Consider the following 24,374-nt stretch of genomic DNA (forward strand, 5'->3'; position numbering starts at 1 on the left):
GTCGTCGTCGTGCGCACGGGCCGTCAGGGCGCGGGGGCGAAGCGCACGACGAGCTCTGGGGTCTGGTCTGCTCCGGCCTCCCTGCTGGAGAAGGACTGCTCGGCGTTCGCGCCCTCGGACGCGTCCCGCACGAGGAAGCCGGACCCGCCACCGTTGGAGTACATGGAGCGCACGATCGCGCCGACGCCCCACTCCCGCCACCCGGTGCCGGACGTCGTCGTCACGGCCGCGCCCGTGGTCGCGGGCTGGTTGGCCCACGAGGCCGACCCCTCGCTCCACGCGGATGCCGTGGCGAACGCCTGGAGCGTCCGGCCTGACGCCGCCGACCCGGCGTTGAGCCGCAGCGTCGCCGAGTCGACGACACACCCGGCCGGCACGGTGGGCAGCGGGAACGCGACGAGGGTGCGCACGTTCTGGCCGTTCTTGGACCGCACCTTGAGCGCCGAGTCGGTGCCCTTGGTCTGCGACGGGCTCGACTGGTCGACCCAGGTGTCGGCCGACGCGTCGACCGTCACCGTCGTGCACGAGGGAGCGGGCGTGCCGCCACCGCCACCGCCGCCGGCGCCACCGCCGCCACCGCCGCCGGTGCCACCGCCGCCGCCGCCCGAGCCGGCCGTCGCCCAGGTGATGACGAGCTGGGGCCGGTTGCTGCCGTTCTCACGGCTGCGGAACTGCTGCTCGTGGTCGTTGTTCTCGGAGGCGTCGCGGACGAGGAAGCCGTGTCCGCCACCGGCGGCGAGCATCCCCGAGACCTGGCCCTTGACCGCCCACTCCCGCCAGCCGGTCCCGGACGAGGTCGTCGCCGGGGTGCCGGTCGTCGACGGCTGGTTGGCCCAGGTGACCCCAGCCTCGGTCCAGGCGCCACCGACCTGGAAGGCCTGCAGCGTGCGGCCGGTGCGGGCGGATGCCGCGTTGAGCCGCAGCGTCGCCGTGTTGACCTCGCAGCCGGCCGGGACGGTCGGCATCTGGAAGCGCACGAGGGCTCGCAGGTTGCTGCCGGACTTCGACATCACCTTGAGCACCGAGTCCGTGCCCTTGTTCGAGGACGGACTGCCCTGGTCGATCCAGCTGTCCCCGGTGGCCGTCAGGGTGACCGGACCGGCGGTGCAGCTCGGTGGGGGCGCCTCGACCGTCCACGACCACCGGTAGGGGGTCGGGTCGGTGTTGCCGGCGGCGTCGGTGGCACGCACGTCGTACGTGTGCGCGCCGACCGCGAGTCCGCTGACGCTCGTCGGCGACGTGCAGGCCGCGAAGGCCGTGCCGTCGAGCGAGCACTCGAAGGTCGAGCCGGTCTCGTTCGCGCCGAACGCGAACGACGCCGTCGTGCTCGTCGTCGGGCCGGTCGGCCCCTCGGTGCCCGTGGTCTCGGGCGCCGAGGAGTCGGGCAGCGACACCGTCCACGTCGTCGTGGCGGGGCTGGCGTCGCGGTTCCCGGCCAGGTCGACCGCCCGCACCGCGAAGGTGTGCGAGCCGGCATCCAGCCCGGTGAGCGTGAGCGGCGAGGTGCACTCGGCGAAGGCCGCGCCGTCGAGCGCGCACTCGAAGGTGCCCGGCTCGTCCGCGGTGAACGCCAGCGTCGCGGACGCCGTGGTCGTCGTGCCGGTCGGCGCCTCGGTGAGCGTCGTGGCCGGTGCCACCGCCGGGGTGACGGTCCACTCCCACTCGGTCCACTGCGCCTGGACGTTGCCCGCCGCATCCGTGGCCCGCACCGCGAACACGTGGTCGCCCACCGTGAGGTCGGTGTACGTCTTCGGCGAGGTGCAGCCGACCTCGGAACCGTCGAGCCAGCAGGTGAACGTCGACCCGGGCTCGTCCGAGGTGAACTCGAACGTCGCCGTCGTCAGCTCGGTCGCCTCGTCCGGCCCGGCGGTGATGGTCGCCTCGGGCGGCCCGTCGACGGTCCAGGCGTGGCTGGCCGGCGTCGGGTCGGTGTTGCCCGCGGCGTCCACGGCGCGCACCTCGAGGAGATGGTCGCCCTCCGCCAGCGCGGACAGCTCGAGCGGGCTCGTGCACGGCTCGAAGGGGCCGCCGTCGAGCCGGCACGCGAACCCGGCACCGGGGTCGCCGGAGGAGAACGTGAGCGTGGCCGTCGTCGCCGTCGTGACCGCCGAAGGACCGGAGTCGATCGTCGTCTCGGGCGGCTCGGTGTCGACCGGCGCCCCGGTCACGGTCCAGACGTGCTGGGCCGGCGAGGGGTCCGTGAACCCGTCGGAGGTCCCGCGCACCGAGAAGGTGTGCTGGCCGTCGACGAGCCCGGTGACCTCGTGCGGCGAGGTGCACGGGGTCCACGACCCGGCATCCAGGGCACACTCGAACGTCGCACCGGCCACGCTCGCGGTGAACTCGAACGTCACCGCCGCACCCACCGACTCGGCCGGCGGGGTCACCGTCAGGCTCGTCTCGGGGGCCGCGAGGTACCGCCAGGTCGCCTCCGCGACGGCCCCGGTGTTGCCGGCGAGGTCCGTCGCGCGCACCGCGAGGGTGTGCGGGCCGGCATCCTCGACGACCACCTCGTGGGGCGACGAGCACACCTCGAAGGCGGCGCCGTCGAGAGCGCACTCGAACGTCGCGAACGGGTCGTTCGCCGTGAACCGGGCGGTGACCCCGGCGGCCGCCGTCGTCGCCGGCAGGGCCGTGATCGCCACGGCCGGCGCGATGTCGTCGGCGGCGTACGTGAACTCGAGCGTCGCCGGCGTCGGGTCGACGTTGTCCTCGGCGTCGATCGCCCGCACGTGGAAGGTGTGGGTGCCGGGCGCCAAGGGCTCGGGTTGGGCAGGGTTGGGGTAGGTCCACGGGCTCGTGCACGCGGCGAACGCGGCGTCGGCCGGGTCGTCGAGGCTGCACTCGAAGGTCAGCCCCTGGGGCGAGGTGACGTTGTCGGTGCCCGCGAACTCGAAGGTGGCCGCGCCCGTCGGGTCGGCGGGACCGCCGGTCACCTGGGTGTCGGGCGGCACGGTGTCGAGGCCGGAGACGATGGTCCAGTCGTACTGCGTGGCCTCGATCTGCTCGGCCCCCTCGGGGTCGATCGCGTAGACCTGGAACAGCCGGTCGCCCACGGCGAGACCTGTGTACGTCACGGGTGGCGTGCACTCCGTGAACGCCAGGCCGTCGATCGAGCACCGGAACGTGGCGTCGGCGACGTTGGCCTCGAAGGTGAAGGTCGCCGTCGTGTCGATCGTCTCGCCGCCGGTGGCGGGGTCGGTGCCCTCGGCGGGCACGAAGGCCGGGCCGCTCGTGACGGTCGCGAGGATCCCCGTGATGGTCCACGTGAAGGTGGCCGGAGTGAGGTCGGTGTTGCCCTCGGGGTCGGTGGCACGCACCCGGAAGGTGTGCGAGCCCACCTCGGTCTCCTCGAAGGAGTACTCCGCGGCGAACGCGCACGTCGTGAACACGGCGCCGTCGAGCGAGCACTCGTAGGTCACGTCCGGCTCGTTCGACGAGAACGTGAAGTACACGTCGAGCAGCGGGGACGCCGCCGGGGGCGCGAGGTCGATGAACGTGTCGGGTGCCGCGCCGGTCGGCAGGGCGACGTACGTCCAGGTGAAGGTCGCCGGCGTCGGGTCGACGATGCCGGTCTCGTCGATGGCGCGCACCTCGAAGGTGTGCTCACCGGGCTCGAGGTCGGTCAGCTGCCACGGGTTGTCGCAGTCGACGAAGTCGAGCTCGTCGGTGCTGTCGAGGCGGCACTGGAACCCCAGGGCCGACGTCGGCGTGGTGTTGTCGCTGCCGGTGAAGGTGAACTGGGCGTTGGCGCTGTTCGACGGGTCGCTCGGACGGTCCACGATCGTGGTGTCCGGAGCACCCGGGGCCGCGGTGACGGTGCACACGACGACGAGGCACTGGGCCGGCTCGGCGTTGCCCGAGGCCTCGTTCCCGCCACCGTCGACGGTTCCGTCGACGGCGAAGATGCCCCAGCCGTCGTTGAGCGTCACGACGTTGTCGGTCACCGTGTGCCCGGCGTCGGCGACGGCGATGCCGTCCCCGCTGTTGCCGGTGGCGACGTTGCCCTGCACGAGGTTGCCCTCGCCCGCCGGGGCCGCACCCGCGACCTCGATGCCCGAGCCGGAGCTGCCGCTCACGGTGTTCAGGCGCACGACGTTGTCGAACGACTCGCCCTCGAGCGAGATACCCGTGCCGGAGCTGCCGGCCACGGTGTTGCGCTCGATGGTGTTGCCGCTCGAGAGGGTGAGGCAGATGCCGCCCGCGTTGAAGCGCACGTCGTTGCTCGCCACGAGGGTGTTCGTCGCACCCTCGAGGCCGATGCCGCACCCGCCGGAGGTCGTCACGACGTTGGCGACGACGTCGTTGCCGTCGGACTCGGTGACGACGATGCCGTCGGAGCCGCTGTCGGCGACGTCGTTGCCGCGCACCGTGTTGTCGTCGGAGGCGAGGTCGAGCGAGACACCCGAGCCGCTGTTCGAGGACAGGGTGTTGTCGGTGATCGTGTTCCCGCTCGCCCCGACGAGGGCGATGCCGGACTGGCTGGCGCCGGTGACGGCCGTGCGGGTCACCGTGCTCGCGGTCGTGCCGTCGAGCAGGACGCCGTCACCGGGGACGAGGGTGAGCGTGGCGTCGTGCACCGTGGCGCCCGTCGTGCCGCCGGAGAGCTCGATCCCGACGGGGCTGGAGCCGACGTCGACGTGACGCACGACGGATCCCGTGGGACCGCCACGGATCGCGACACCCGACACCTGGTTCTCGGTGAGCGTCATCGCGTCGACGATGCCGTGCCCGCCGGCGAACAGGATGCCGTCGTCGAACTCGGTGATCGTGCCGCCGGTGACCGCGACCGAGTCGAAGCCGGTGTTGCGCACGCCCGCGCCGAGCCCGATGCCGTCGATCGTGTGGCCGTCGAGGTCGACGGTGATGGCGTCCGCGCCGATGACCAGCCCGTCTCCGGGGCAGTCGGCGAGGTCGTTGGTCACGCGCACGCTCGACGTGATCGTCTGGCCGCAGGAGACGCTGGTGGCCACCGGGGCCGCCGTGACGGTCCAGGTCCACGTGGCGGGCGTCGGGTCGGTGAGGCCGTCGGCGTCGGTCGCCGCCACCTCGAACACGTGGCCGCCCACCGCGAGACCGTCGAAGGTCACCGGGCTCGTGCACGCGGCATCCGACCCGTCGAGCGAGCAGGTGTACTCCACGCCCTCCTCGTCGCTCTCGAACGTGAAGGTGGCCTGGGTGCCGACCGTCGTCGGGTCGGGCCCGGTGAGGATCGTCGTCTCCGGGGCCTGGTCCGGCGCCGGCGCCTGGATCGTCCAGGCGTGCTGCGCCGGGGTCGGGTCGACGTTGCCCGACCAGTCGGTCGCGCGCACCTCGAAGACGTGCTCGCCCACGGTGAGCCCCGTGAAGGACGCCGGCGACGTGCAGGGTGCGAACCCTGCGGCGTCGGTGGAGTCGAGCCGGCACTCGAAGGTCACCGGGGTGGCGTTGTCGCTGCCCGTGAAGGTGATCGTCGCGGTCGTGCGGGTCGTCGGGTCACCGGGTCCGTCGATGACGGAGGTGTCCGGGGCCACGGTGTCGGAGGGGGCCCCGGCGCCGCCGTCGCAGGAGATGTTGAAGCACTGGATGACCAGGCCGGTCTCCGGGTCGATGCCGCCGCCCTCGTTGCCGGAGGCGCGGTTGCCGCCGCCGTCGACGTTCGTGCCCGCCACGGTGGCGAGGGCCGAGTAGATACCGTAGCCGCCGTTGTGGTTGGCCGAGTTGCGGGCGATCATGTGCCCCACGGCCGAGACGGTGATGCCGTCGGTCGCGTTGTCGTCGGCCGTGTTGCCGTCGATGAGGTTGCCCTCGCCGGCCGGTGCGGCCGCGCCGACCGAGATGCCGGCACCCTCGTTGGCGTTGGCCTCGTTCCCGAGGAAGACGTTGCGCAGCGAGCCGTCGCCGACCTCGATGCCGGTGCCGGCGGTCTCGCTGGCCAGGTTGGCCTCGATCCGGTTGCCCGACGAGCCGCCGAGCTCGATGCCGCCGGCGTTGAAGCGCAGGTCGTTGTCACGCACGAGCGCGCCGTCGGCCGACTCGAGCACGACACCGGCATCCGACATGTTGTGGACGGTGTTGCCGACGATGCGGGCGCCGTCGGACAGCTCGACGGCCACGCCGCCCTCGCTGTCGGTGAGCGTGTTCTCCTCGAGCACCGTCTGGTGCGAGCCCTCGGCCACGATGACCGCGGTGTCGGCGGCCTGGCTGACGGTGTTGCGCAGCAGGCGGTTGCCGACCGAGCCGACGAGCTCGACACCGGCGTCGCTGGACCCGCTGAGCGTGTTGTCCTCGATGGAGTTGTCGCCCGAGGCGAGGACGTGGATGCCCTGGCCGGTGTTGCCCGTCACCGTGTTGTGGTGGACGTGGGCCCGCTGGGTGCCGGCCTCGACGAGGATGCCGACCCCGTTGGCGGTGGTCAGGGTGTGGCGCACCGTGCTGCCGCCGGCGGCGTCGTCGGCGTTGGTGAGCGAGACGCCGGCGAGCTCGTTCATCCGCAGCTCCATGGCGTGCACGATGGCTCCGGACGTGCCCGACCCGAGCGCGACGCCGTGGTCGAACTCCTGCACGGACCCGCCGGTGACCGTCACGCGGTCGTGGCCGTCGACGCGGATGCCGGTGGCCAGGCCGGTGCCGTCGACGACGTGGCCGTCGAGGTCGATGGTGATGTCGCCAGCGCCGACGACGAGACCGTCGCCACCGCAGTCGGTGAGGTCGGCGGTCAGCACGATGCTCTCGGTGACGACCTGGCCACAGGTGGGTGCGGTCGGGACGGGGGCAGCGCCGACGGTCCACGACCACGTGGCGGGCGTGTCGTCCTCGTTGCCGGCCGCGTCGACCGCACGGACGTCGAAGGTGTGCTCGCCGGGCGCGACCGTGAGGGTCGTGGGCGAGGTGCAGGCGGCGTACTCCGCGCCGTCCAGGCGGCACTCGAACGTCACGTCGTCCTCGGGGCTGGAGAAGGCGAAGGTCGCCGAGGTGCCGACCGTGAGGGGGTCGGGGTGCTCGTCGAGGGTGGTCTCCGGCGCCGTGGTGTCGGCCGGCGGCTCCTCGACGGTCCAGGTCCGCGTCGCGGGCGAGGCGTCACGGTTGCCCGCCGCGTCGACGGCGCGCACGGCGAAGTCGTGCTCCCCGAGGGCGAGGTCGGTGAGGGTTCGTGGCGAGGTGCACGCCGTGAAGTCGCCGCCGTCGACCGAGCACTCGAAGGTCAGGTAGGGGCCTGGTGTCGCGTTGTCGTACCCGGCGAAGGCGAACGAGGCGTCCGAGGACGTGGAGGGGTCCGTGGGCCCGCTCGTGATCGTCGTGCTGGGAGCGATGGCGTCGGGTCCGGGCGGCGCGGACACCACGGTCCACGTGTGGACGTCCGGGGTCAGGTCGACGTTGTCCGAGGGGTCGATGGCCCGGACCTCGAAGGTGTGCTCGCCGCTCAGGAGGTACTGGTACGTGAACGGGCTGCCGCACGGGAGCCAGTTGTCGACGTCCACGGGCTGCGGGGGCTCCGGCGGGTCGCCGGGCTCCGGCGGCTCCGGGGGCTCCGGCTCGGGGTCCGGCGGGGCGTCGAGCCGGCACTCGAAGCGCATCGCCGTGACGGGGGCCTGGTCGTCGGTCGCCGTGAAGGCGAACGTGTGCGCAGCGAGGGCGGAGGAGCCGTTGGCCGGGGCCGAGGTGATGGCGGCATCCGGGGCGGTCGTGTCCGGGGCCACGGGCGCGGGGGCACTCCCCGGGTCACAGACGACCCCGGTGCACTGCTCGGGCTCGGCGTTGCCGCTCGCGAGGTTCCCGCCGCCGTCGATCGTGCCCGCGGCCGCGCTGATGCCCCATGCGCCGTTGTTGTAGGCCTCGTTCGCGGTCACGGTGTGGCCGGCGCCGTTGACGGCGATGCCGTCGCCGAGGTTGCCGGTCGCCTCGTTGGACTCGATCGTGTTGCCGTCGACCGGGTCGCCGTTGGCGTCGAGGACCTCGCCCTCGACACTGATGCCGGTGCCACCGGTGTGGTTCGTGAGGTTGTCGGCGACGAGGTTGCGGGCAGAGCTCTCCAGCGAGATGCCGTCGGCCTGGGTCTGGCGGGCGTCGTTGGCCCGGATGACGGCGTCGTTCGAACCGGCGAGCTGGATGCCGCCCGGGTTGTACCGGACGTCGTTGTCCTCGACGAGGGCGTCGTCGGACCCGCCGAGCCCGATGGCCGCCCCACCGGAGAGGTGGAGGGTGTTGCCGCGCACGGTGACGCCGTCGGAGTCGTCGACGGACACGCCGGAGTCGGACGTGCGGGTGGTCGTGTTGTCCTCGATGACGGTGCGGTGCGATCCGGCGGTGACGAGGATCGCGGCATCCCCGATGTCGGAGAGGAAGTTGCCCGACACGACGGTGTCGGTCGACGACTCGAGCGAGATGCCGCCGTCGCTGTCGAGCAGCGGGTCGCCGGTGTCACCGCTCACGGTGTTGTCGGCGATGGTGTGGTGGCTGGCGTCGAAGCCGTAGACGGCGCGGCCGAGGTTGCCGGAGAACGTGTTCTCGGCGATGGTCGAACCCTCGGACCCGCCGAGCAGCGTCACGCCGTCGCCGTTGAGGGTCATCGTGTTGCCGCGGACCGTGTTCCCGACCCGCCCGTTGTCGGCGTCGAAGAGCTCGACGCCGGCGGAGGTGTTCGAGCGCAAGGTCATGTCGGTGACGAGGTTGTGGGTGACACCCGCCATGAGCCGCACGCCGTACCCGAAGCCGGTCACCGTGCCGCCGCGGACGACGACGTTGGTGTGCCCGCTGTTGCGGATGCCGGCGAAGAAGCCCTGCTCGGCTCCGGGGTCGAGGACGAGCCCGCTGGAGATGGTGTGGCCGTCGAGGTCGACGACGAGGTTCGGGGCACCGACGACGAGGCCCTCACCCATGCACCCGACGAGGTCGTTGGCGACCCGGATGCTCTCGGTCACCACCTGGCCGCAGGTCACGGTGGTCGTGCCGACCGGCTCCGGGGGTGCCGGCGGCGTCGGGGTGCCGGCCGGCTCGAAGCGCAGCACGAGCTGGGGCGGGGTGGGCGGTTCGCGGACCGCCTCGCTGCTCACGAAGGTCTGCTCCGCGCCGGCGGCGTCCTCCTCGGCGGCGTCGCGGACGATCCACCCGTGGTTCGGTGTGCCGGAGGCGAAGGCCTCGACGTTCGCCGTGACGTCCAGCTCGCGGTAGCCGCTGCCCGACGTCGTCGTCGAGGGCAGCCCGGCACCGGCGGGCTGGGTGTTCCACGTCACGGTGTTCTCGACCCACGCGGTGGCCGCCGGGACGGCGAGCAGCACGCGGCCGTCGTCGCCCTCGCCGAAGAGCCGCAGCGTGGCGCTCTCCAGCTCACACGGTGGCAGGCCGCCGGGCAGGTCGAAGCGCACGAGCGAGCGGGCGTCGGCGCCGGGCGCGGCCGAGCGCACGGTCAAGGCCTCGAGGTTGCCGAGGTTGTCGAGCGGCGTTGCCTCGTCGACCGTCGCGTCGGCGGTGGCGGTCAGGGTCATGTTGGCGGCGTCGCAGTCGACGGGCGACCCGACGGTCCAGGTGTGGCTGGCCGGGCTGGGGTCGATGTTGTCGGCGGCGTCGGCGGCGCGCACCTCGAAGGTGTGCTCGCCGGGCGCGAGGTTGCTGTAGACCGCGGGGTTGGTGCACTCGAGCCAGGCGGCGGGGTCGAGCGTGTCGAGGCGGCACTCGAACTCCATGAACTCCACCGGCGTGGCGTTGTCGGTCGCCGAGAACGTGAACGTCGCCGCGGAGCTCGTGCTCGGGTCGGACGGCTTCTCGAGGATGGTCGTGTTCGGCGCGATGACGTCGGCGAAGCCGCCGAACTGGTGCACGAACGGGGTGGGGTCGACGTTGCCGGCCCGGTCGATGGCGCGGGCCTCGAACGTCCAGTAGCCGTCCTCGATGAGCGGCACCTGCCAGGGCTGCCCGCAGCCGACGAACTGCAGCTCGGGGGGCAGTGGCTGGGTCGGGTCCGGGGGGTCCGGCGGCTCGGTGGGGTCGCTCTCGAGGAGGCGGCACTCGTAGCGCAGGTCCTCCGTCGCCGTCACGTCGTCGGTGCCGGTGAACCGGAAGAGGGAGGTCGTCAGGGTGTCCTGGATCGGGCCGGCGACGAACTCCGTGTCGGGCGCGGTGTCGTCGGGTGCCGGGAACGGCCCTTCCGACTCGAAGGCGCCGGAGTCGCAGCGCTCGTTCTGCGGGCGGGCGACCCCGCGCTGGTCGGTGCTCGGACAGGGCGTGACACCGCCGTCGAGGGCGAGGCTCTCAGGGGTGAGGCCCATGGTCATGGTCGATCCACCGCGGTCGGCCACGGCGTCGAGGCCGGCGGTGGGGGCGTTGCTCCGGTCGAGGGGGCCGCGGAACCAGCACGAGTCGCCGTCCTCGAGGTTGCCCCCCTCGGACCCGACGGCGAAGGAGCAGTTCGGTCCGAGCTCGTTGTCGGACACGATGGTGTTGCGCAGGATGACGCCCGCGCTCGGCTGGATCGGCACGTTGGGCGAGCCGATCTCCCCACCGACGCCGCTGGCGATCGGGCTGCTGTTGTGGGCGATCGTCGTCGAGGTGACGACCACCGGCGCGTCAGCATCGACGTAGATCCCGCCGCCGCGCACCTGGGCGATGTTGCCGCTGATGGTGACGTTCTCGTAGAGCGCCTTGGCGTCGCCGAGGCTGTACACACCACCGCCGAGGCCGGTGTCGTCGCTCGTGCGCTGGAGGGCGCGGTTGTCCCAGATGAGCGTCTTCTCGATGCGGAGGGCCCCGTCGGCGGCGTTGGCGATGCCGCCACCGTTCTCGGCGGTGTTGCCGCTGATCGTCGTGTCGATGATCGTGAAGTTCCCGCTGCCGTTGCTCTCGATGCCGCCGCCGTCGGCGTCGGCCTCGTTCCCGGTGATGCTGAGGTTGCGCAGGGTCACGCGGGCGGCGGCGTTCTCGATGCCGGCGCCGGCGTGGGCGTGGTTGCCGCTCACCTGGGTGTCGCTCATGGTGACCGAGCCGTTGTTGTCGAGGTAGGCCCCACCGCCCTCGGCGGACGCCTCGTTGCCGGTGAACACGGCATCCGTCACGCTGAGCGAGCCCATGCCGCCGGCCGCGAGGCCACCACCCGAGCCGTCGGGCACCTCGCCGTCGACCTCTGCGCCGGCGCGGTTGCCCTCGAAGCGCGTGCCGGTCACCGAGACCGAAGCCTCGGTCGAGGTGAACAGCCCGCCGCCGTCGCCGTGGGTCGTGTTGTCGACGAAGGAGCCGTCGGTGACCGACAGGGTCGCCTTCGACGTCACCGAGGCGCCGCCACCGTGGGCGTCCGCGTGGTTGTCGGTGACCGTGGCGGCGCGCAGCTCGAGGTCGCCCTCGTGCTCGACGGAGATCCCGCCCCCGGATGCCGCCTCGTTGCCGCTGACGGTCGTGCGGGTCAGCGTCGCGCGGGCCGCGACCCCGTTCGGGTTGAGCTCGCCCGCGACGTACAGACCACCGCCGCCGCGACCGGTGTTGCCCGAGACCCTGGAGTCGACGAGGTGGAGGGCGCCCTGGACGTGGTGGATCCCGCCGCCCTCGCCCTGGCTGGCGCTGTCGGCGACGACGACGTCGGTGAACGTCACGGTGCCCGCGGACGCGTTGAGCACCGCGCCACCCTCTTCGGCGCTCCAGCCGTCGCGCAGGGACAGCCCGGTCAGGCTCACCGAGCCGGCCGTGTCCGTCAGCTCGAGGAGCCGGTCCATCCCGAGCTGCTCGGGTGGCGCGCCCTCGGGGACCGGCCCGCCGACGACCGAGGTCGTCCCGGACCCGGCGCCCACCACGACGAGGGGGGCGGTGACGTCGAGGTCGCCGGAGTCGGCCTCGTTGCCCCCCTCGGGGGGGCGCGTCAGGCGGTAGGTCCCGGCGGGCACCGTCACCGTGTCGACCACCGGGCTGGCGTTGGCCTCCTGCACCGCGGCCCGCAGCGTGCACGAGCCCGCGTCGGTGGCGCACAGCCCGTCGCCCGGTGACGCGTCGACGAGGTCCGCCGTCGAGGTGACGACGAAGGTCGTCGAGGCGTAGGACGCCAGCGGCGCGACGAGGAGCGACGCGGTGACCGCGGCGACGCCGACGAGCGCCGCGAGGGCGGTGCGTCGGCGCCTCCGGCGGGCGACCGCCCGGTCCCCGCCTGACGACGTGGACCTCGTGACCTGAGCCTGACGACCTTGAGCGTGACGACCGGACATCGCACCGCACCTTCCTCGGCGGTCACGCGCCCTGCACGCACGACCAGCAGTCCCAGAGTGGGTGCGTGGGGTCACGACTTCGTGAGGTGCGGGTGAAGGAACCTTTATGCGGGGTCGGCCGTGAAGCGGTACCCGGCCCCCCGCACGGTCTCGATGAGGTCGCCGCCGACCTTCTTGCGCAGGGCGTTGACGTACACGTTGACGAGGTTGGTCGACGGGTCGAAGTGGTACCCCCAGACCTGGGACAACAGCTGCTCCCGGCTCAGGACGTGCCCCGGGTGGCGCATGAAGGCCTCGAGGAGCACGAACTCGCGGTTCGTCAGCTCGACGAGGTGCCCGTTCACCCGCACCCGACGGGTCCGCAGGTCGAGGTGCACCCCACCGACGTCGATTCCCATCCCGTCATGGGATGACTTGTCCCGCAGACGCGTTCGGATTCGAGCGAGCAGCTCGTCGAAGGCGAAGGGCTTGCGCATGTAGTCGTCCGCACCGGCCTCGAGGCACATCGTGGCGTCGCGCTCGGTGAGCCCGGTGAGCACGATGACCGGCATCTGGCGCCCGGCCGACCTGATCGCCCGCAGCACCTGGAGCCCGTCGCCGCCGGGCAGGCCCATGTCGAGGATCACGAGGTCGACGTCCCCGGCGACGCCGAGGGCCTCCGCCTCCTGCGCGGTGTCGGCGACGACCGGGACGCACCCCGCAGCGCGCAGGCCCTTCTCGATGAAGGCGGCGATGCGGTGGTCGTCCTCGACGACGAGGATCCGGCTCATCCCGCGGGCCCCCCACCCGAGTCGGTCTCCGGCCCCTGGCCCGCGCCCGCGCCCGCGCCCTCGGGGGGAGGGTCACGGGGCACGACGATCGTGAACGTGGCACCCAGGCCGGGGAGACCCTCGACCATGACCCTCCCGCCGTGCGACTCGGCGACGAGCCGCACGATCGCCAGCCCGAGCCCGGCCCCCTGGTAGCGAGAGCGCGCGGCCTCTCCACGGACGTACGGCGCGAACAGGTCAACGTGGTCCGGCAACCCGATGCCCGTGTCCCGCACCCAGATCCGCCACTCTGAGTCCGTGGACGCACTGCCGATGGCCACGACGTCCCCGACATCGGTGTGCATCACCGCGTTGTGGACGAGGTTCATCACGGCCTCGGTGACCCGGTGCCTATCGGCCGTCACCGTGTCCTCGGCGGCGGCGTCGAGCCGCCACACGCGGTCCGCGGTGACGGCGGCCTTGGCCACCACCTCGTGGGTGAACAGGTCGAGCGCCATCGGCTCGGGCCGGAGGAAGTCGCGCTGCTCGGCGTCGGCGAGGATCTCGAGGTCGCCCACGAGGCGACTCATCCGCTCGAGCTCGTCGAGCACGAGCGCGATGGTGCGCTCGGCATCCGGTGCGCTGGGGTCGAGCAGCTCGAGGTGGCCCCGGCAGATGGCGAGCGGGTCGCGCATCTCGTGCCCGGCCGTGCGGACGAACTCGCGCTGGGCGTGCAGCACCGCCTCGAGCCGGTCGAGCATCCCGTTGAAGCTCTGCGCCATGTCGGCGGCCTCGCCGACGGTGGAGACGGCGACGCGGTGGTTCATGTCCGACTCCGAGATCGACCGAGCCGTCTCGGTCAGCTGGCGCACCGGTTCGAGGACGCGCCCCGCGACGGGCCACGCGATCGCCGTCGCGACCGCCAGGACCCCCAGCGACACGACCAGGCCCCACGTGCCGAGCTCCCGGATCTCGGCGAGCTCCGCCGAGGGCAGGCTCGTCACGACGAACAGGCCGTCCTCGCCGGCGATGGAGAAGGCGTGCGAGTTCCACCGCGCCGTCCCGTGCTCGGTCTCGTACGTCCCGGCCCCGTCCACGGGACGGAAGCCACCGAGGGACTGCGGCTGCCAGGCACCGAGCGCCTCCGCCGGCACCTGCTCCAGCGGGAACCGGGCCAGGTCGGTCCGGTGGACCTCGCCGTCGACGAACGTCACGACGGCCTCCCCGGGGCTCGCGACGTTGCGGCTGAGGTAGAGGTCGAAGAGCGCGGCGGCGGACGTCAGCTCCGAGCCGGTCCGCGGGTCGCGCCCGTCCTCGACGAGGGCCCTCAGCTCGAGCACCTCCTGCCGCAGGCTGGCGTCGACGCGCGACTCCAGCCGCAACGTCAGGACCTCGCCGACGGCGACCGACGAGGCCAACGTCGACAGCCCCACGAGGACGACGAACGAGAGCAGGATCCTGACCCTCGTGCTGCGCGCCGGCCCGAGCCACGCACGCCGCCGCCGAGCCGGCGCGCTCTCGGGTGCCCCGCCGGGCGACGCCGGCGAGGACGCGGTGCCCGGGCTCGGGGGCTGTCGGCTCCCGGCCCGGGCCGTGACTGATGATCTGAGGTGCACCCTGCGACACCCGCCAACCTGCCCGGCTGCACCGAGCCTCGACCTGTGGACGACGACGCGAACCGGTGGCCCGCACCCCGCTCGACCCGTCGTCCACCCTTCAGTTGTCTCCCCGATGGCCGCCCGTGCTGCCCGCGGCCGCGAGGACTCCCCCGAGTCTCACGCGAGGAGCGCGAGGCGTCCATAGTCTCTTCGGGTGATGTGGCGCGGCCCGACGGTGGGGTGATGGAGCGGCTTGGCACCCGGTGAGTCGTCGTTTCCGTGAACCGACCGACAGGCAGTACTCGTGGTCCGGCGCCCCAGCGTGCGTGGCGCGGCACCCCGCACCGGCGCACTGCCTGTCGGTCGGCGCGCCTGCGGGAAACTTCGATATTCCATGTTCTATTGAAGTATGCTCCCTGCATGGCCGCTGCCCGGACGACCGCCAGCCCACGGGGCCTCCCTTCGGTGCTGCCCCGGCGTGACGAGGAAACGGTCGTCCGGGTCCAGCCCGTCGAGCTCGGCGCCGCCGGCGCCGCCGGCGCCGCCGGCGCCGGCGCCGCCGAACCGATGGGCCCGAACGGGTGGGCGCGGGCGACCCAGGGCGTCGTGGAGGTCACCGCGTGACCGCCGTCCACCAGGACACGCCACGCCTGGGCCTGCGGGCCAACGTCGCCCAGTTCAGCCTGCTTGTCGGCGTCAACGCCCTCGTCGGGGGGATGCTGGGTCAGGAGCGCACCGTCGTGCCGCTGCTGGCGACCGAGGTCTTCGGCGTCCCCGGCTACACCGCGGCCCTGACGTTCATCGTCGCGTTCGGGCTCGCGAAGGCGGCGACGAACTACGTCGCCGGGACGCTGTCGGACCGGTTCGGGCGCAAGCCGGTGCTCGTGGCCGGGTGGCTGGTCGCGCTCCCGGTCCCGTTCCTGCTCATCTGGGCCCCGTCGTGGGGCTGGGTCGTGTTCGCGAACGTCCTGCTCGGCATCAGCCAGGGCCTGACCTGGTCGACGACCGTGGTGATGAAGATCGACCTCGTCGGCCCGGCGCGCCGCGGGCTGGCGATGGGGCTCAACGAGGCGGCCGGCTACGCGGCGGTCGCGCTGACCGCCCTGGCCACCGGGTACCTGGCCGCCGCGCACGGGCTGCGCCCGGCCCCGTTCTACCTCGGCATCGCCTTCGCCGGCCTCGGCCTGGGCATCTCCACGCTCTTCGTCAGGGAGACCCGCGAGCACGCCCGCCTCGAGGCCAGGAGCCACGTCGCCCGCGCGGACGGGCGGCACGACCACCTCGGTGACCACCTGGGCAACGGCGAGGTGTTCGTCCAGACCTCGTTCAAGGAGCCGGCTCTCTCCTCGGCGAGCCAGGCCGGTCTGGTCAACAACCTCAACGACGGCCTCGCCTGGGGCCTGTTCCCGGTGCTGTTCCTGTCGGCCGGGCTGTCCATCGAGCGGATCGGCCTGCTGGCCGCGATCTACCCGTTGGTCTGGGGGGTGGGCCAGCTCGTCACGGGCGGCCTGTCGGACCGGTGGGGACGCAAGTGGCTCATCGCCACCGGCATGGGCGTTCAGGCCCTCGGCCTCGCGATCATGGCCACGGCCGAGGGGTTCGGCTGGTGGGCGACGGCGGCGGTGCTGCTCGGCGCCGGAACCGCCATGGTCTACCCCACCCTGCTCGCCGCGATCGGCGACGTCGCCCACCCCGCCTGGCGGGCCCGGGCGGTGGGCACCTACCGGCTGTGGCGCGACGGCGGGTTCGCCGTCGGGGCCGTGCTCGCCGGCATCCTCGCCGACCTCTACGGGGTCCGCACGGCCATCGGGACCGTCGCGGCCCTGACCGCACTCTCCGGGGTCGTCGTCGCCGTGCGCATGTACGAGACCCGACACGACCCCGCCCACCCCGTGCCCACAGGAGACCCCCGATGAGCCGGCGCGACGCCAAGACCGCGCTGTACGAACAGTTCGCCCGAGCCGGCAAGGGCCTGGCCAACCCCAGACGGCTCGAGCTGCTCGACCTCCTCGCCCAGGGGGAGTACACCGTCGAGGCGCTGGCGACCACCGCCGGGCTCGGGCTGTCCACCGCGTCCATGCACCTGAGGGCCCTCAAGGATGCCGGGCTGGTCCGGGCCCGCCGTCAGGGCACCTTCGTGCACTACCGCCTCGCCGGCGACGACGTCGCCGCGCTCCTGGCCCTGCTGCGCACCGTCGCCACCACCCACCTCGCCGATGCCGACCGGGCCGCCGAAGGCTACCTTCGTGCATCTGCCACCGAGCGGTCGGATGCCGTGGCCCGCGACGAGCTCATCCGCCGGGTGCGTGCAGGTGATGTCCTCGTCCTCGACGTGCGACCCACCACGGAGTACGCCGCCGGGCACATCCCAGGCGCCGTGTCGGTGCCACTGGAGGAGCTGGAGCACCGACTCGGCGACCTCCCGCCGCACGTGGAGATCGTCGCCTACTGCCGCGGCGCCTACTGCGTGCTGGCCCACGACGCCGTGGACCAGCTCACCTCCACGGGCCGCACCGCCAGACGCCTGCACGAGGGGATGCTCGAGTGGCGCCTGGCCGGGCTGCCCGTGGACGCCGGTGTGGCATGAGCCGCGTGGTCGTCAACGGGTCCGCCTACGGTCTCGCATCCACGAGAACGGGCCCGGCATGACGACAGCATCAGCACACCCCGCACTGCGCGGGCGACCCGTCTACCTCGACCACAACGCCACCACCCCCATCGACCCGGCGGTGGTCGAGGCGATGACCCCGTACCTGACCCGCGAGTTCGGCAACCCGTCCTCGAGCCACACCTATGGGGCGGCAGCCCACGTCGGCCTCGAGGAGGCGCGCCGCCAGGTGGCGGGCCTCGTCTGCGCCCCGGCCGGGGCCGTGGTGTTCACCGGCAGCGGCACCGAGGCGGACGCCCTGGCCATCCGTGGCGCCGTCCTCGCCGCCCCGCCCGGGCGCCGCCGCCACGTCATCACCCAGGGCACCGAGCACCCCGCCGTCCTGGCCGCCTGCCGCGAGCTGGAGGATCTGCACGGTGTCGACGTGACCTACCTCGGCGTCGACCAGAACGGCCAGGTGGACGCCGCCGAGGTCGCCGCGGCCATCACCGCGCACACGGTGCTGGTGTCGGTCATGCACGCGAACAACGAGACCGGCACGATCCAGCCCATCGCCCGGATCGCGCGAGCCACGAGAAGCGCCGGTGTGCTGCTGCACGTCGACGCCGCCCAGTCCGCAGGCAAGATCGACATCGACGTGGACGCCCTCGGGGTCGACCTGCTCACCGTGGTGGGGCACAAGCTGTACGCCCCCAAGGGGATCGGTGCGCTCTACATCCGCCCCGGCGTCACCCTCCACCCGCTCATCGGCGGCGGAGGCCAGGAGCGCGGGCTGCGGGCGGGTACCGAGAACGTGGCGTACGCCGTCGGGTTCGGCGAGGCCGCCGCCCTGGCTGCCCGATCCCTGGCCGGTGGGGAGACGCAACGACTCCGGGGACTGCGCGACCGGTTCGAGCGCCGGATGGAAACCCTGCTCCCCGGCAGGGTGCACCTCAACGGTCACCCCACCCAGCGCCTGCCGAACACCGCGAACGTGCGGATCGACCGCGCACCCGCCCTGGCCCTGCTCGCCAACCTGACCGACGTCGTCGTCTCCGCCGGGTCGGCCTGCCACGCCGGACGCGACGAACCCTCCCCGGTCCTCACCGCCATGGGCCTGTCGGCCACGCAGGCCCTCGCCGCGATCCGCGTCTCGCTCGGCCGCTGGACCAGCCCCGACGAGGTCGACGACGCGAGCGCCCACATCGCGCACGCCGCCAGAGCGCGGTCGACCTGACGTCACCCCGGAGTGGCGGACACGCCACAGGAGCCGTGCGTTCAGACCGCTAGCTCCTCGAGCCGCTGTCGCGGGTTGAACCCAGCGGGGCCGGGTCGTCGCGCCTGCGCTTCCACACCAGGTCGGTTGCGGTCGCGAGCACGACGATGGCGACCAGTGCGACCGCGGTCGCCGGCTCGTCGGCGAGCGTCGTCCCGGCGAAGACGAGGAACGTCCCCAGCGTGGACACCAGGGCGACGGTGAGCACGACGACGTTGGCGCCGGTCTCGCCCCGGAGTCGGAAGTGCCCCAGCGTCACCATGGTGAAGACGAGGAGAGCCACGGCGCTCCCGATCGACGCGATCTTGTTGAGGTCGAACAGGACGATGAAGACCAGGGTGAAGCTCGTCAGGAGAAGCAGCCCGACGGGGGCCTTCCGCCGCCCGACCGTCCCACCCAGCGCCGGCGGGAACTGGCCGACCGACGCGAGGTGCCTGGTCATCCCCGCGGACGGGTACAGACCGGAGTTCGTGGCTCCCGCGGTGGAGAAGAGAGCCGTGATGACCATGAGGACGTACCCGAACTGGCCCAGGGTGGGCTTGGCGGCCTCCGCCAGGGCGGTGGGGCCGTAATCGACCACCTGGTCGGCGGTCAGGGTCCCGAACACGCCGAGGGAGACGCCGACATAGACGGTCGTGGCGATCCCCAGGGCGAGGTACATCGCCGTGGGCAGCTGCTTGGACGGGTTGGGAAGGTCCTTGGCGGTGAAGGTGATGACGCCGAACCCCAGGAAGGCGAAGAAGGTCAGTGCGACGCTGGCGATGATCTCGCGGAGCCCCGGGTAGCCCGACGGCGCGAGGAGGGCGGGGTCGAAGTTCGTCAGCGTGGAGATCACGAACACGGTGAGGATCGTCAGCACGACCTTGACGATGAGCGACTGCACCTTGGCGACCGCCGTGGACCCGACGACGTTGAGCGCTGCCATGACGAGGACGATGGCGATGGCGAACACCTTGGTCCAGGTCGGGTCGCTGTCGGTCAGGACCGAGCTCGCGTACCCGCCGAACGAGGACGCCACCATGGCCGTGACGATGGCCGCGGTCACGTAGAACAGCCAGCTGGTGATGCCGGTGACGTGGCCTTCGCCCAGCCCCTTGGCGAGGTAGTGGAGCAGGCCTCCTCCGGAGGGGTAGACGGACCCCAGCTTGGCGAAGGAGTACCCCTGAAGTCCGGCGATGGCGCCGGCGATGAGGAAGGAGAGCCACACGGCCGAACCGGCGACGGCTCCTGCGGCGCCGAGGAGCGCGAAGATGCCCGCGCCCACCATCGACCCGACGCCGATGAATGTTGCCTGGGTGACCGTCATGCGCTTGTCACCGGCTGGGGTGCTCATTGCTCATTCCCTCCTCGGCAGGGACTGGACGTCCTCGCGGCGATCAACGGTGGCCGGCATCCTCGGCGAGGCGTTCGAGGAGCAGCGCCTGGGCAACGACCATGCGCTCGATCTCATCGGGGTCGACGCTCTCGTCGGAGGCGTGGATGCGTGCGCAGGCGACGTCCTCGGGACCCCAGAGGATGAACTCCGCCTCGGGAGCGGCCTGTTGGAGGGTGCGCAGGAGCGGGATGGAGCCGCCGCACCCGGCCTCACCGGCGGGCTTGCCGAAGGCCTCCTCGAGCGCGGCCCGCGCCGCGGCGTACCCCGGACCGTCCGTGCTGCACCGGAACGGCGGCGCCTCCTTGGTGCGGCGCACCTCGACTCGCGCACCCCAGGGGGCGTGGGACTCCAGGTGGGCGACGAGGGCGTCGAGCTCGGCCGCGGGCTCGGCCCCGGGGACGATCCGCATCGAGATCTTGGCGCTCGCCTCCGGGATGAGGACGTTGGACGAGGTGGCGATGGGCGTCATGTCGATGCCGATCGCGTTGACCGAGGGCTGCGCCCAGAGCAGGTCACCGACCCGACCCGTGCCGGTGAGCCCGACCCCGTCGAGAACGTCCGCGCTGGCGCGGAAGTCGGCGGCGCTGAGGTCCTCGCCCTCCCACGCGCCGCGCGAGACGCCCTCGACCGCGACGTTTCCCTCGTCGTCGTGCAGGGTGGCGAGGAGCCGGGCCAGCGCCATCATGGCGTCGGGTGCCGGGCCGCCGAACACCCCCGAGTGCAGCGGGTGGTCCAGCGTGCGCACCGTCACCACGCAGGCGACGTCACCGCGCAGCGCGGTGGTGAGCACGGGCTCGCCGACGCGCAGGTTGCCCATGTCGCAGATGACGAACAGGTCGCAGGCGAACAGGTCGGGGTGCGCCTCGACGAAGGCCTCGAGGTTGCTCTCGGTCTCCTCCATCCCTTCCAGGATGAGCTTGACCGTGCAGGGCGGCTTGCCGTCGAACACGCGCATCATGCCCAGGTGGGTCACCAGGCCGCTGATGTCGTCGGCGGACCCGCGGCCGTAGATGCGGCCGTCGTCCTTGCGGGTCGGGGTGAACGGCTCGCTCGTCCAGCCCTGTTCCGGTGGGGCGGGCTGTACGTCGTAGTGCGCGTAGATGACGACGACCGGAGACCCCTCCGGGCCGGGGACCTCCCCGTAGATGGGCGGGTAGCCGGACGGGACGTCCATCAGCCGGGCGTCGGCGAACCCGACCTCACGGAACATCTCGAGGGTGCGCCGGGCCATCTGCTCCATCGGTTCGGCCGGGAAGCCGGGGAACGACACCGAGGGGATCGCCACGAGCTCCTCGAGGTCCGCGACGACACCCGGCATCAGCGCGGCGGCCTTCTGGGTGATCTCTGATGCCTGCATGACGGGCGCTGCCTTTCGTTCAGGTGCGAGGGCGGGAGAGGGGTCGTGACGGGTCGTCGGCGGTGGGTCAGAAGAAGAGCCCGCCGATGACCGCACCGACGGCGATCGTCGTGACCGACAGCACGAGCATCGGGACGAAGAAGCTGTGGTCGAGCAGCTTGGTGCCCAGCTTGGTCGTGCCCGTGAGGTCGAAGTTCGCTGCGGCGATCTGGGTGCCGTTGGCCGGCAGCGTGTAGACGCCGCCGAGGGCACCGGCCCACATCCCGGTGACGATGCCGGCGGGCAGACCGGCGGCGAGGCCGATCGGGACGATGGTGCGGGTGGCCGTCGACTGGCTGGTCGTGAGCGCGGCCACGAGGAACACCGCCAGGGCGAAGATGACAGGCCACGAGGTGACCCACTCGCCGATCGTGGAGATGATGTAGTCCTCGTGGGCGGCGATGAACGTCGAGGTCAGCCACGCGATCCCGAACAGGGCGATGGCTGAGATCATGCCGGCCTTGAACACGGACTGGTCGGGCACCGAGGCGACCTTGGGCTTGCCGATGAAGAGGATGAGAACGCCGACGACGAACATGAGCAGGACGATGGTCGTCGTCATGTCGACCGACACGGCCTCGCCGTCGACCTCGTAGGACGGGCGCAGGTCGGGGAAGATCCCGAAGACGACGATCGCGACGACGCCGAGGAGGAAGGCGATCGCTGAGTTGCGCCCGGGCTTGGTGTACGTCAGTGCAGCGGACGCCGACTCACCCGCGGCAGCCGCGGCTTGAGGTGGGGCGAGCTCGCCGGAGGCGATCATCGCCTGGACCTCGGCGTCGTCGTCGAGCTCCTTCCACATCCGGTTCACCACGAGCGAGGTCACGATGATGCCGACGACGCAGGCCGGGAACGTGATCGCGAGGATCTGCCCCAGCCCGAGGTCGTACGGAGCGACGTCGGTGAGGGTCAGCATGGCTGCCATGGCGGCGGAGACGGGGGAGGCGGCCAGGGCGATCCCGGACTGCACGACGGTGACCGTCATCGGGCGCGCGGGCCGGATGTTGTTCTTGTAGGACACGTCGTAGATGACGGGCAGCAGGGGGTAGATGATGTTGCTGGTCCCGGCGCCGACGGAGAACAGGAAGGCCGTCAGCGGGGCGATGAGGGTGATCTGCTTCGGGCGCTTCTCGATGACCTTGGCGGCCACCGCGACCATCCAGTCGATGCCGCCGGCGGCCTGCATCAGCGCGGCCGTGGTGACGACCGCGAGGATGATCGCCATCGCTGCGGCGGGGGGCTCGCCGGGAGCCTCGCCGAAGATGAAGACGAGCACGAAGGTGCCCAGGCCACCCCAGAGACCGACGCCCACACCTCCGGCTCTGGTACCCATGACGATGGCACCGAGCACGACGAGGGCCTCGAGGACGAAGCTGACGCTCATGGCACTTCCTTCCCTGCGGTGGGGACTGTTCGGCTCACCCGGCCGGACACTGGGTCTGAACCCTCTGGTCGAGCTGCGCGAACGCCGCGTCGAGCTCCTCCTGGGCGGCCTCGACCTGGGGGCCGAGGGTCGCCGCGGCCTCGTACGTCGCGACCGCCAGGGACTGCTTCACCTCGGCGGCTCGCTGTCGCACCGAGCTGATCGCCGTGTCCAGCCGGCCCTCGGACACCTGCTGCAGCTGGTCCAGCTGGTCGCTCACCGTGTCGGCACGCTCGCGCAGCTCGTCCACGGAGGCCTGGAAGTCCTCGGCGTTGTCGGTGGACAGGGGGGGCGCGGCGCGGAACTCCTCAGCGGCCGCCTTGACGTCGGCGTACTGGGCGCACAGGTCCTGGCCGGCAGGATCCGGGGCGCAGCCCGACACCAGGGCGATCACCATCGCGGCCGGGACGATCCTGAACCTTGTCGAGCGCCACATCGCTGTCTCCTTGTCCGTCTCGACTCTCGTCCCCGCGGTCGTGCCGGCTGATCACCCGGACCGGGTGATCACGACGCGGCGGCGCCCTCGGGCGGGAGGGTGACGATGGCGACCAGCGTCCGCGCGGCGAGGACCATGTCGTCGATGGCGATGTGTTCGCTCGTGGCGTGCTCGTCGACCATGCCGGTCGGGAGGGCGACGCACGGGATCCCCTTGGCGTTGAAGTAGTTCCCGTCGGTTCCTCCGCCGGACTTGCGGGGGATCACCTCGACCCCGAGCGACCGGAACGCTGCTGCCGCCTCGCGGTACGGCCGGGCGTCGGGCTCGATCTTGTACGTCCGGTAGATCTCCTCGGCGACGAAGTCGACGGTGGCGCCGCAGGCCCGTGCCGCGTCCTCGCACGCGGTCCGCATCGAGTCGAGCTGGCGGTCGAGCTTGACCTGGTCGTGGCTGCGGGCCATCCCCTCGAGCACGACGAGGTCAGGGATGATGTTGCGCGCCTGGCCGCCGGTGACGGTGCCGATGTTCGCGACCGTCTCCTCGTCGATCCGACCGAGCGTCATGGCGGCGATCGCCCGCGCTGCGGCCTGCACGGCGCTGATGCCCTTCTCCGGCTCGACGCCGGCGTGGGCCTTGCGGCCGTGGAAGGTGATGGTGAGGTAGACCGACGTCGGCGACCAGTAGGTCACCGACCCCATCGCGCCGGCCGTGTCGAGGACGAAGCCGTGGGTCGCGCGCAGCCGGCTGACGTCCAGGTGCCGCGACCCGACCAGCCCGCTCTCCTCCCCGACCGTGACCACGAACTCGATGGTCGGGAACGACCACCCGGGGTTTGCCCGCAGGAGCGTGAGGAGCTCGAGGCAGCCGGCGATCCCGGACTTGTCGTCGGCACCCAGGATCGTCGAGCCGTCGGTGCGGATCACCCCGTCGTCCCCGATGACCGGGATGATGCCCCGGTCGGTGCCGGCCGTGTCCATGTGCGTGGAGACGAGGATGGTCCCCTCGCGTGTCCCGGGAAACACGGCAACGATGTTGCCGATGTCGTCCCTCGTCGTCTCGCAGCCGAGCTCCTGGAACCGGTTCAGGAGGACCTGGCCGATCTCCTCCTCGTGACCGGTCGGGCTGTCGACCGCCACGAGGTCCAGGAAGGTGCGCAGCAGTCGGTCTCGGTCCACATCGGTCGCAGTCGCCATGGTCGTGCCTTCGCGCCGGCGAGGCCCCGGGGCCCGGTCGGGTGCGGAGTCCCTCGATGGCACCGACGCTAGCCCCGCGTCGCACTCGGTTCCTCACCCGGAATGGGCGAAGCTGCGATCCGAAGTCGCCCCGGTGACAGCCGAACTGGCACGCCAGCGGGTGGCTGCGGGTGGCGGCGA

12 protein-coding genes are annotated in these 24,374 nt (G+C 72.1%); 4 read left to right on the forward strand and 8 right to left on the reverse strand.

Features of this window, described 5'->3' with window-relative positions:
- Positions 1 to 23: 23 nt before the first annotated feature.
- The 3 genes from ABD899_RS14915 to ABD899_RS14925 all read right to left on the reverse strand — a co-directional run bounded on the left by ABD899_RS14915 (position 24) and on the right by ABD899_RS14925 (position 14,526).
- On the reverse strand, positions 24 to 12,161 hold the full coding sequence (locus ABD899_RS14915; protein ID WP_345207416.1) for a right-handed parallel beta-helix repeat-containing protein: 12,138 nt from the start codon (positions 12,159 to 12,161) through the stop codon (positions 24 to 26).
- Positions 12,162 to 12,265: 104 nt separating this feature from the next.
- On the reverse strand, positions 12,266 to 12,931 hold the full coding sequence (locus ABD899_RS14920; RefSeq protein WP_345207418.1) for a response regulator transcription factor: 666 nt from the start codon (positions 12,929 to 12,931) through the stop codon (positions 12,266 to 12,268).
- The gene (locus ABD899_RS14925) at positions 12,928 to 14,526 is read right to left on the reverse strand and encodes a sensor histidine kinase (RefSeq protein WP_345207420.1); all 1,599 of its coding nucleotides are present in this window, start codon (positions 14,524 to 14,526) and stop codon (positions 12,928 to 12,930) included. Before ABD899_RS14925 ends, ABD899_RS14920 begins: the two co-directional genes overlap by 4 nt.
- Before the next feature lie 402 nt (positions 14,527 to 14,928).
- On the opposite strand from ABD899_RS14925, the gene ABD899_RS14930 reads away from it, so the two are divergent.
- From ABD899_RS14930 to ABD899_RS14945, 4 genes are read left to right on the forward strand one after another with little or no spacing between them, the layout of a single operon-like run.
- Positions 14,929 to 15,132, forward strand: coding sequence for a hypothetical protein (locus ABD899_RS14930; protein ID WP_345207422.1), 204 nt, complete (start codon positions 14,929 to 14,931; stop codon positions 15,130 to 15,132).
- Positions 15,129 to 16,424: an MFS transporter gene (locus tag ABD899_RS14935; RefSeq protein WP_345207424.1), complete on the forward strand. Its 1,296-nt coding sequence runs from the start codon at positions 15,129 to 15,131 to the stop codon at positions 16,422 to 16,424. Before ABD899_RS14930 ends, ABD899_RS14935 begins: the two co-directional genes overlap by 4 nt.
- Positions 16,421 to 17,095 carry an ArsR/SmtB family transcription factor gene (locus ABD899_RS14940; protein ID WP_345207426.1) on the forward strand — a complete coding sequence of 225 codons (675 nt, stop codon included), beginning with the start codon at positions 16,421 to 16,423 and terminating at the stop codon, positions 17,093 to 17,095. The genes ABD899_RS14935 and ABD899_RS14940 overlap by 4 nt, the downstream gene beginning before the upstream one ends.
- Before the next feature lie 58 nt (positions 17,096 to 17,153).
- Positions 17,154 to 18,332, forward strand: coding sequence for a cysteine desulfurase family protein (locus ABD899_RS14945; protein ID WP_345207428.1), 1,179 nt, complete (start codon positions 17,154 to 17,156; stop codon positions 18,330 to 18,332).
- Between the two features lie 49 nt (positions 18,333 to 18,381).
- On the opposite strand, the gene ABD899_RS14950 is transcribed toward ABD899_RS14945, so the two are convergent.
- The 5 genes from ABD899_RS14950 to ABD899_RS14970 all read right to left on the reverse strand — a co-directional run bounded on the left by ABD899_RS14950 (position 18,382) and on the right by ABD899_RS14970 (position 24,194).
- The gene (locus tag ABD899_RS14950; protein ID WP_345207430.1) at positions 18,382 to 19,704 is read right to left on the reverse strand and encodes an APC family permease; all 1,323 of its coding nucleotides are present in this window, start codon (positions 19,702 to 19,704) and stop codon (positions 18,382 to 18,384) included.
- A gap of 43 nt (positions 19,705 to 19,747) precedes the next feature.
- Complete coding sequence (locus ABD899_RS14955) at positions 19,748 to 21,103, reverse strand: M20/M25/M40 family metallo-hydrolase (RefSeq protein ID WP_345207432.1); 1,356 nt, start codon at positions 21,101 to 21,103, stop codon at positions 19,748 to 19,750.
- 67 nt (positions 21,104 to 21,170) lie between these two features.
- Positions 21,171 to 22,526, reverse strand: a complete 1,356-nt coding sequence (locus ABD899_RS14960; protein ID WP_345207434.1) for an anaerobic C4-dicarboxylate transporter family protein — start codon at positions 22,524 to 22,526, stop codon at positions 21,171 to 21,173.
- A 34-nt stretch (positions 22,527 to 22,560) separates the two neighbouring features.
- Complete coding sequence (locus ABD899_RS14965; RefSeq protein WP_345207436.1) at positions 22,561 to 23,001, reverse strand: hypothetical protein; 441 nt, start codon at positions 22,999 to 23,001, stop codon at positions 22,561 to 22,563.
- A gap of 68 nt (positions 23,002 to 23,069) precedes the next feature.
- Positions 23,070 to 24,194 (reverse strand): M20/M25/M40 family metallo-hydrolase, encoded by a 1,125-nt coding sequence (locus ABD899_RS14970; RefSeq protein WP_345207438.1) that lies wholly within the window; start codon positions 24,192 to 24,194, stop codon positions 23,070 to 23,072.
- Positions 24,195 to 24,374 lie beyond the last annotated feature (180 nt).

Source organism: Fodinibacter luteus, assembly GCF_039541575.1.
In the GTDB taxonomy this organism is placed as follows: domain Bacteria; phylum Actinomycetota; class Actinomycetes; order Actinomycetales; family Dermatophilaceae; genus Fodinibacter; species Fodinibacter luteus.

What these genes read in the sequence shown, in the direction of transcription:
- ABD899_RS14930 (WP_345207422.1), top strand. Translation starts at nt 14,929, where the DNA reads ATGGCCGCTGCCCGGACGACCGCCAGCCCACGGGGCCTCCCTTCGGTG.
- ABD899_RS14955 (WP_345207432.1), bottom strand. Translation starts at nt 21,103, where the DNA reads ATGCAGGCATCAGAGATCACCCAGAAGGCCGCCGCGCTGATGCCGGGT.
- ABD899_RS14960 (WP_345207434.1), bottom strand. Translation starts at nt 22,526, where the DNA reads ATGAGCGTCAGCTTCGTCCTCGAGGCCCTCGTCGTGCTCGGTGCCATC.
- ABD899_RS14945 (WP_345207428.1), top strand. Translation starts at nt 17,154, where the DNA reads ATGACGACAGCATCAGCACACCCCGCACTGCGCGGGCGACCCGTCTAC.
- ABD899_RS14915 (WP_345207416.1), bottom strand. Translation starts at nt 12,161, where the DNA reads ATGTCCGGTCGTCACGCTCAAGGTCGTCAGGCTCAGGTCACGAGGTCC.
- ABD899_RS14965 (WP_345207436.1), bottom strand. Translation starts at nt 23,001, where the DNA reads ATGTGGCGCTCGACAAGGTTCAGGATCGTCCCGGCCGCGATGGTGATC.
- ABD899_RS14970 (WP_345207438.1), bottom strand. Translation starts at nt 24,194, where the DNA reads ATGGCGACTGCGACCGATGTGGACCGAGACCGACTGCTGCGCACCTTC.
- ABD899_RS14950 (WP_345207430.1), bottom strand. Translation starts at nt 19,704, where the DNA reads ATGAGCACCCCAGCCGGTGACAAGCGCATGACGGTCACCCAGGCAACA.
- ABD899_RS14920 (WP_345207418.1), bottom strand. Translation starts at nt 12,931, where the DNA reads ATGAGCCGGATCCTCGTCGTCGAGGACGACCACCGCATCGCCGCCTTC.
- ABD899_RS14940 (WP_345207426.1), top strand. Translation starts at nt 16,421, where the DNA reads ATGAGCCGGCGCGACGCCAAGACCGCGCTGTACGAACAGTTCGCCCGA.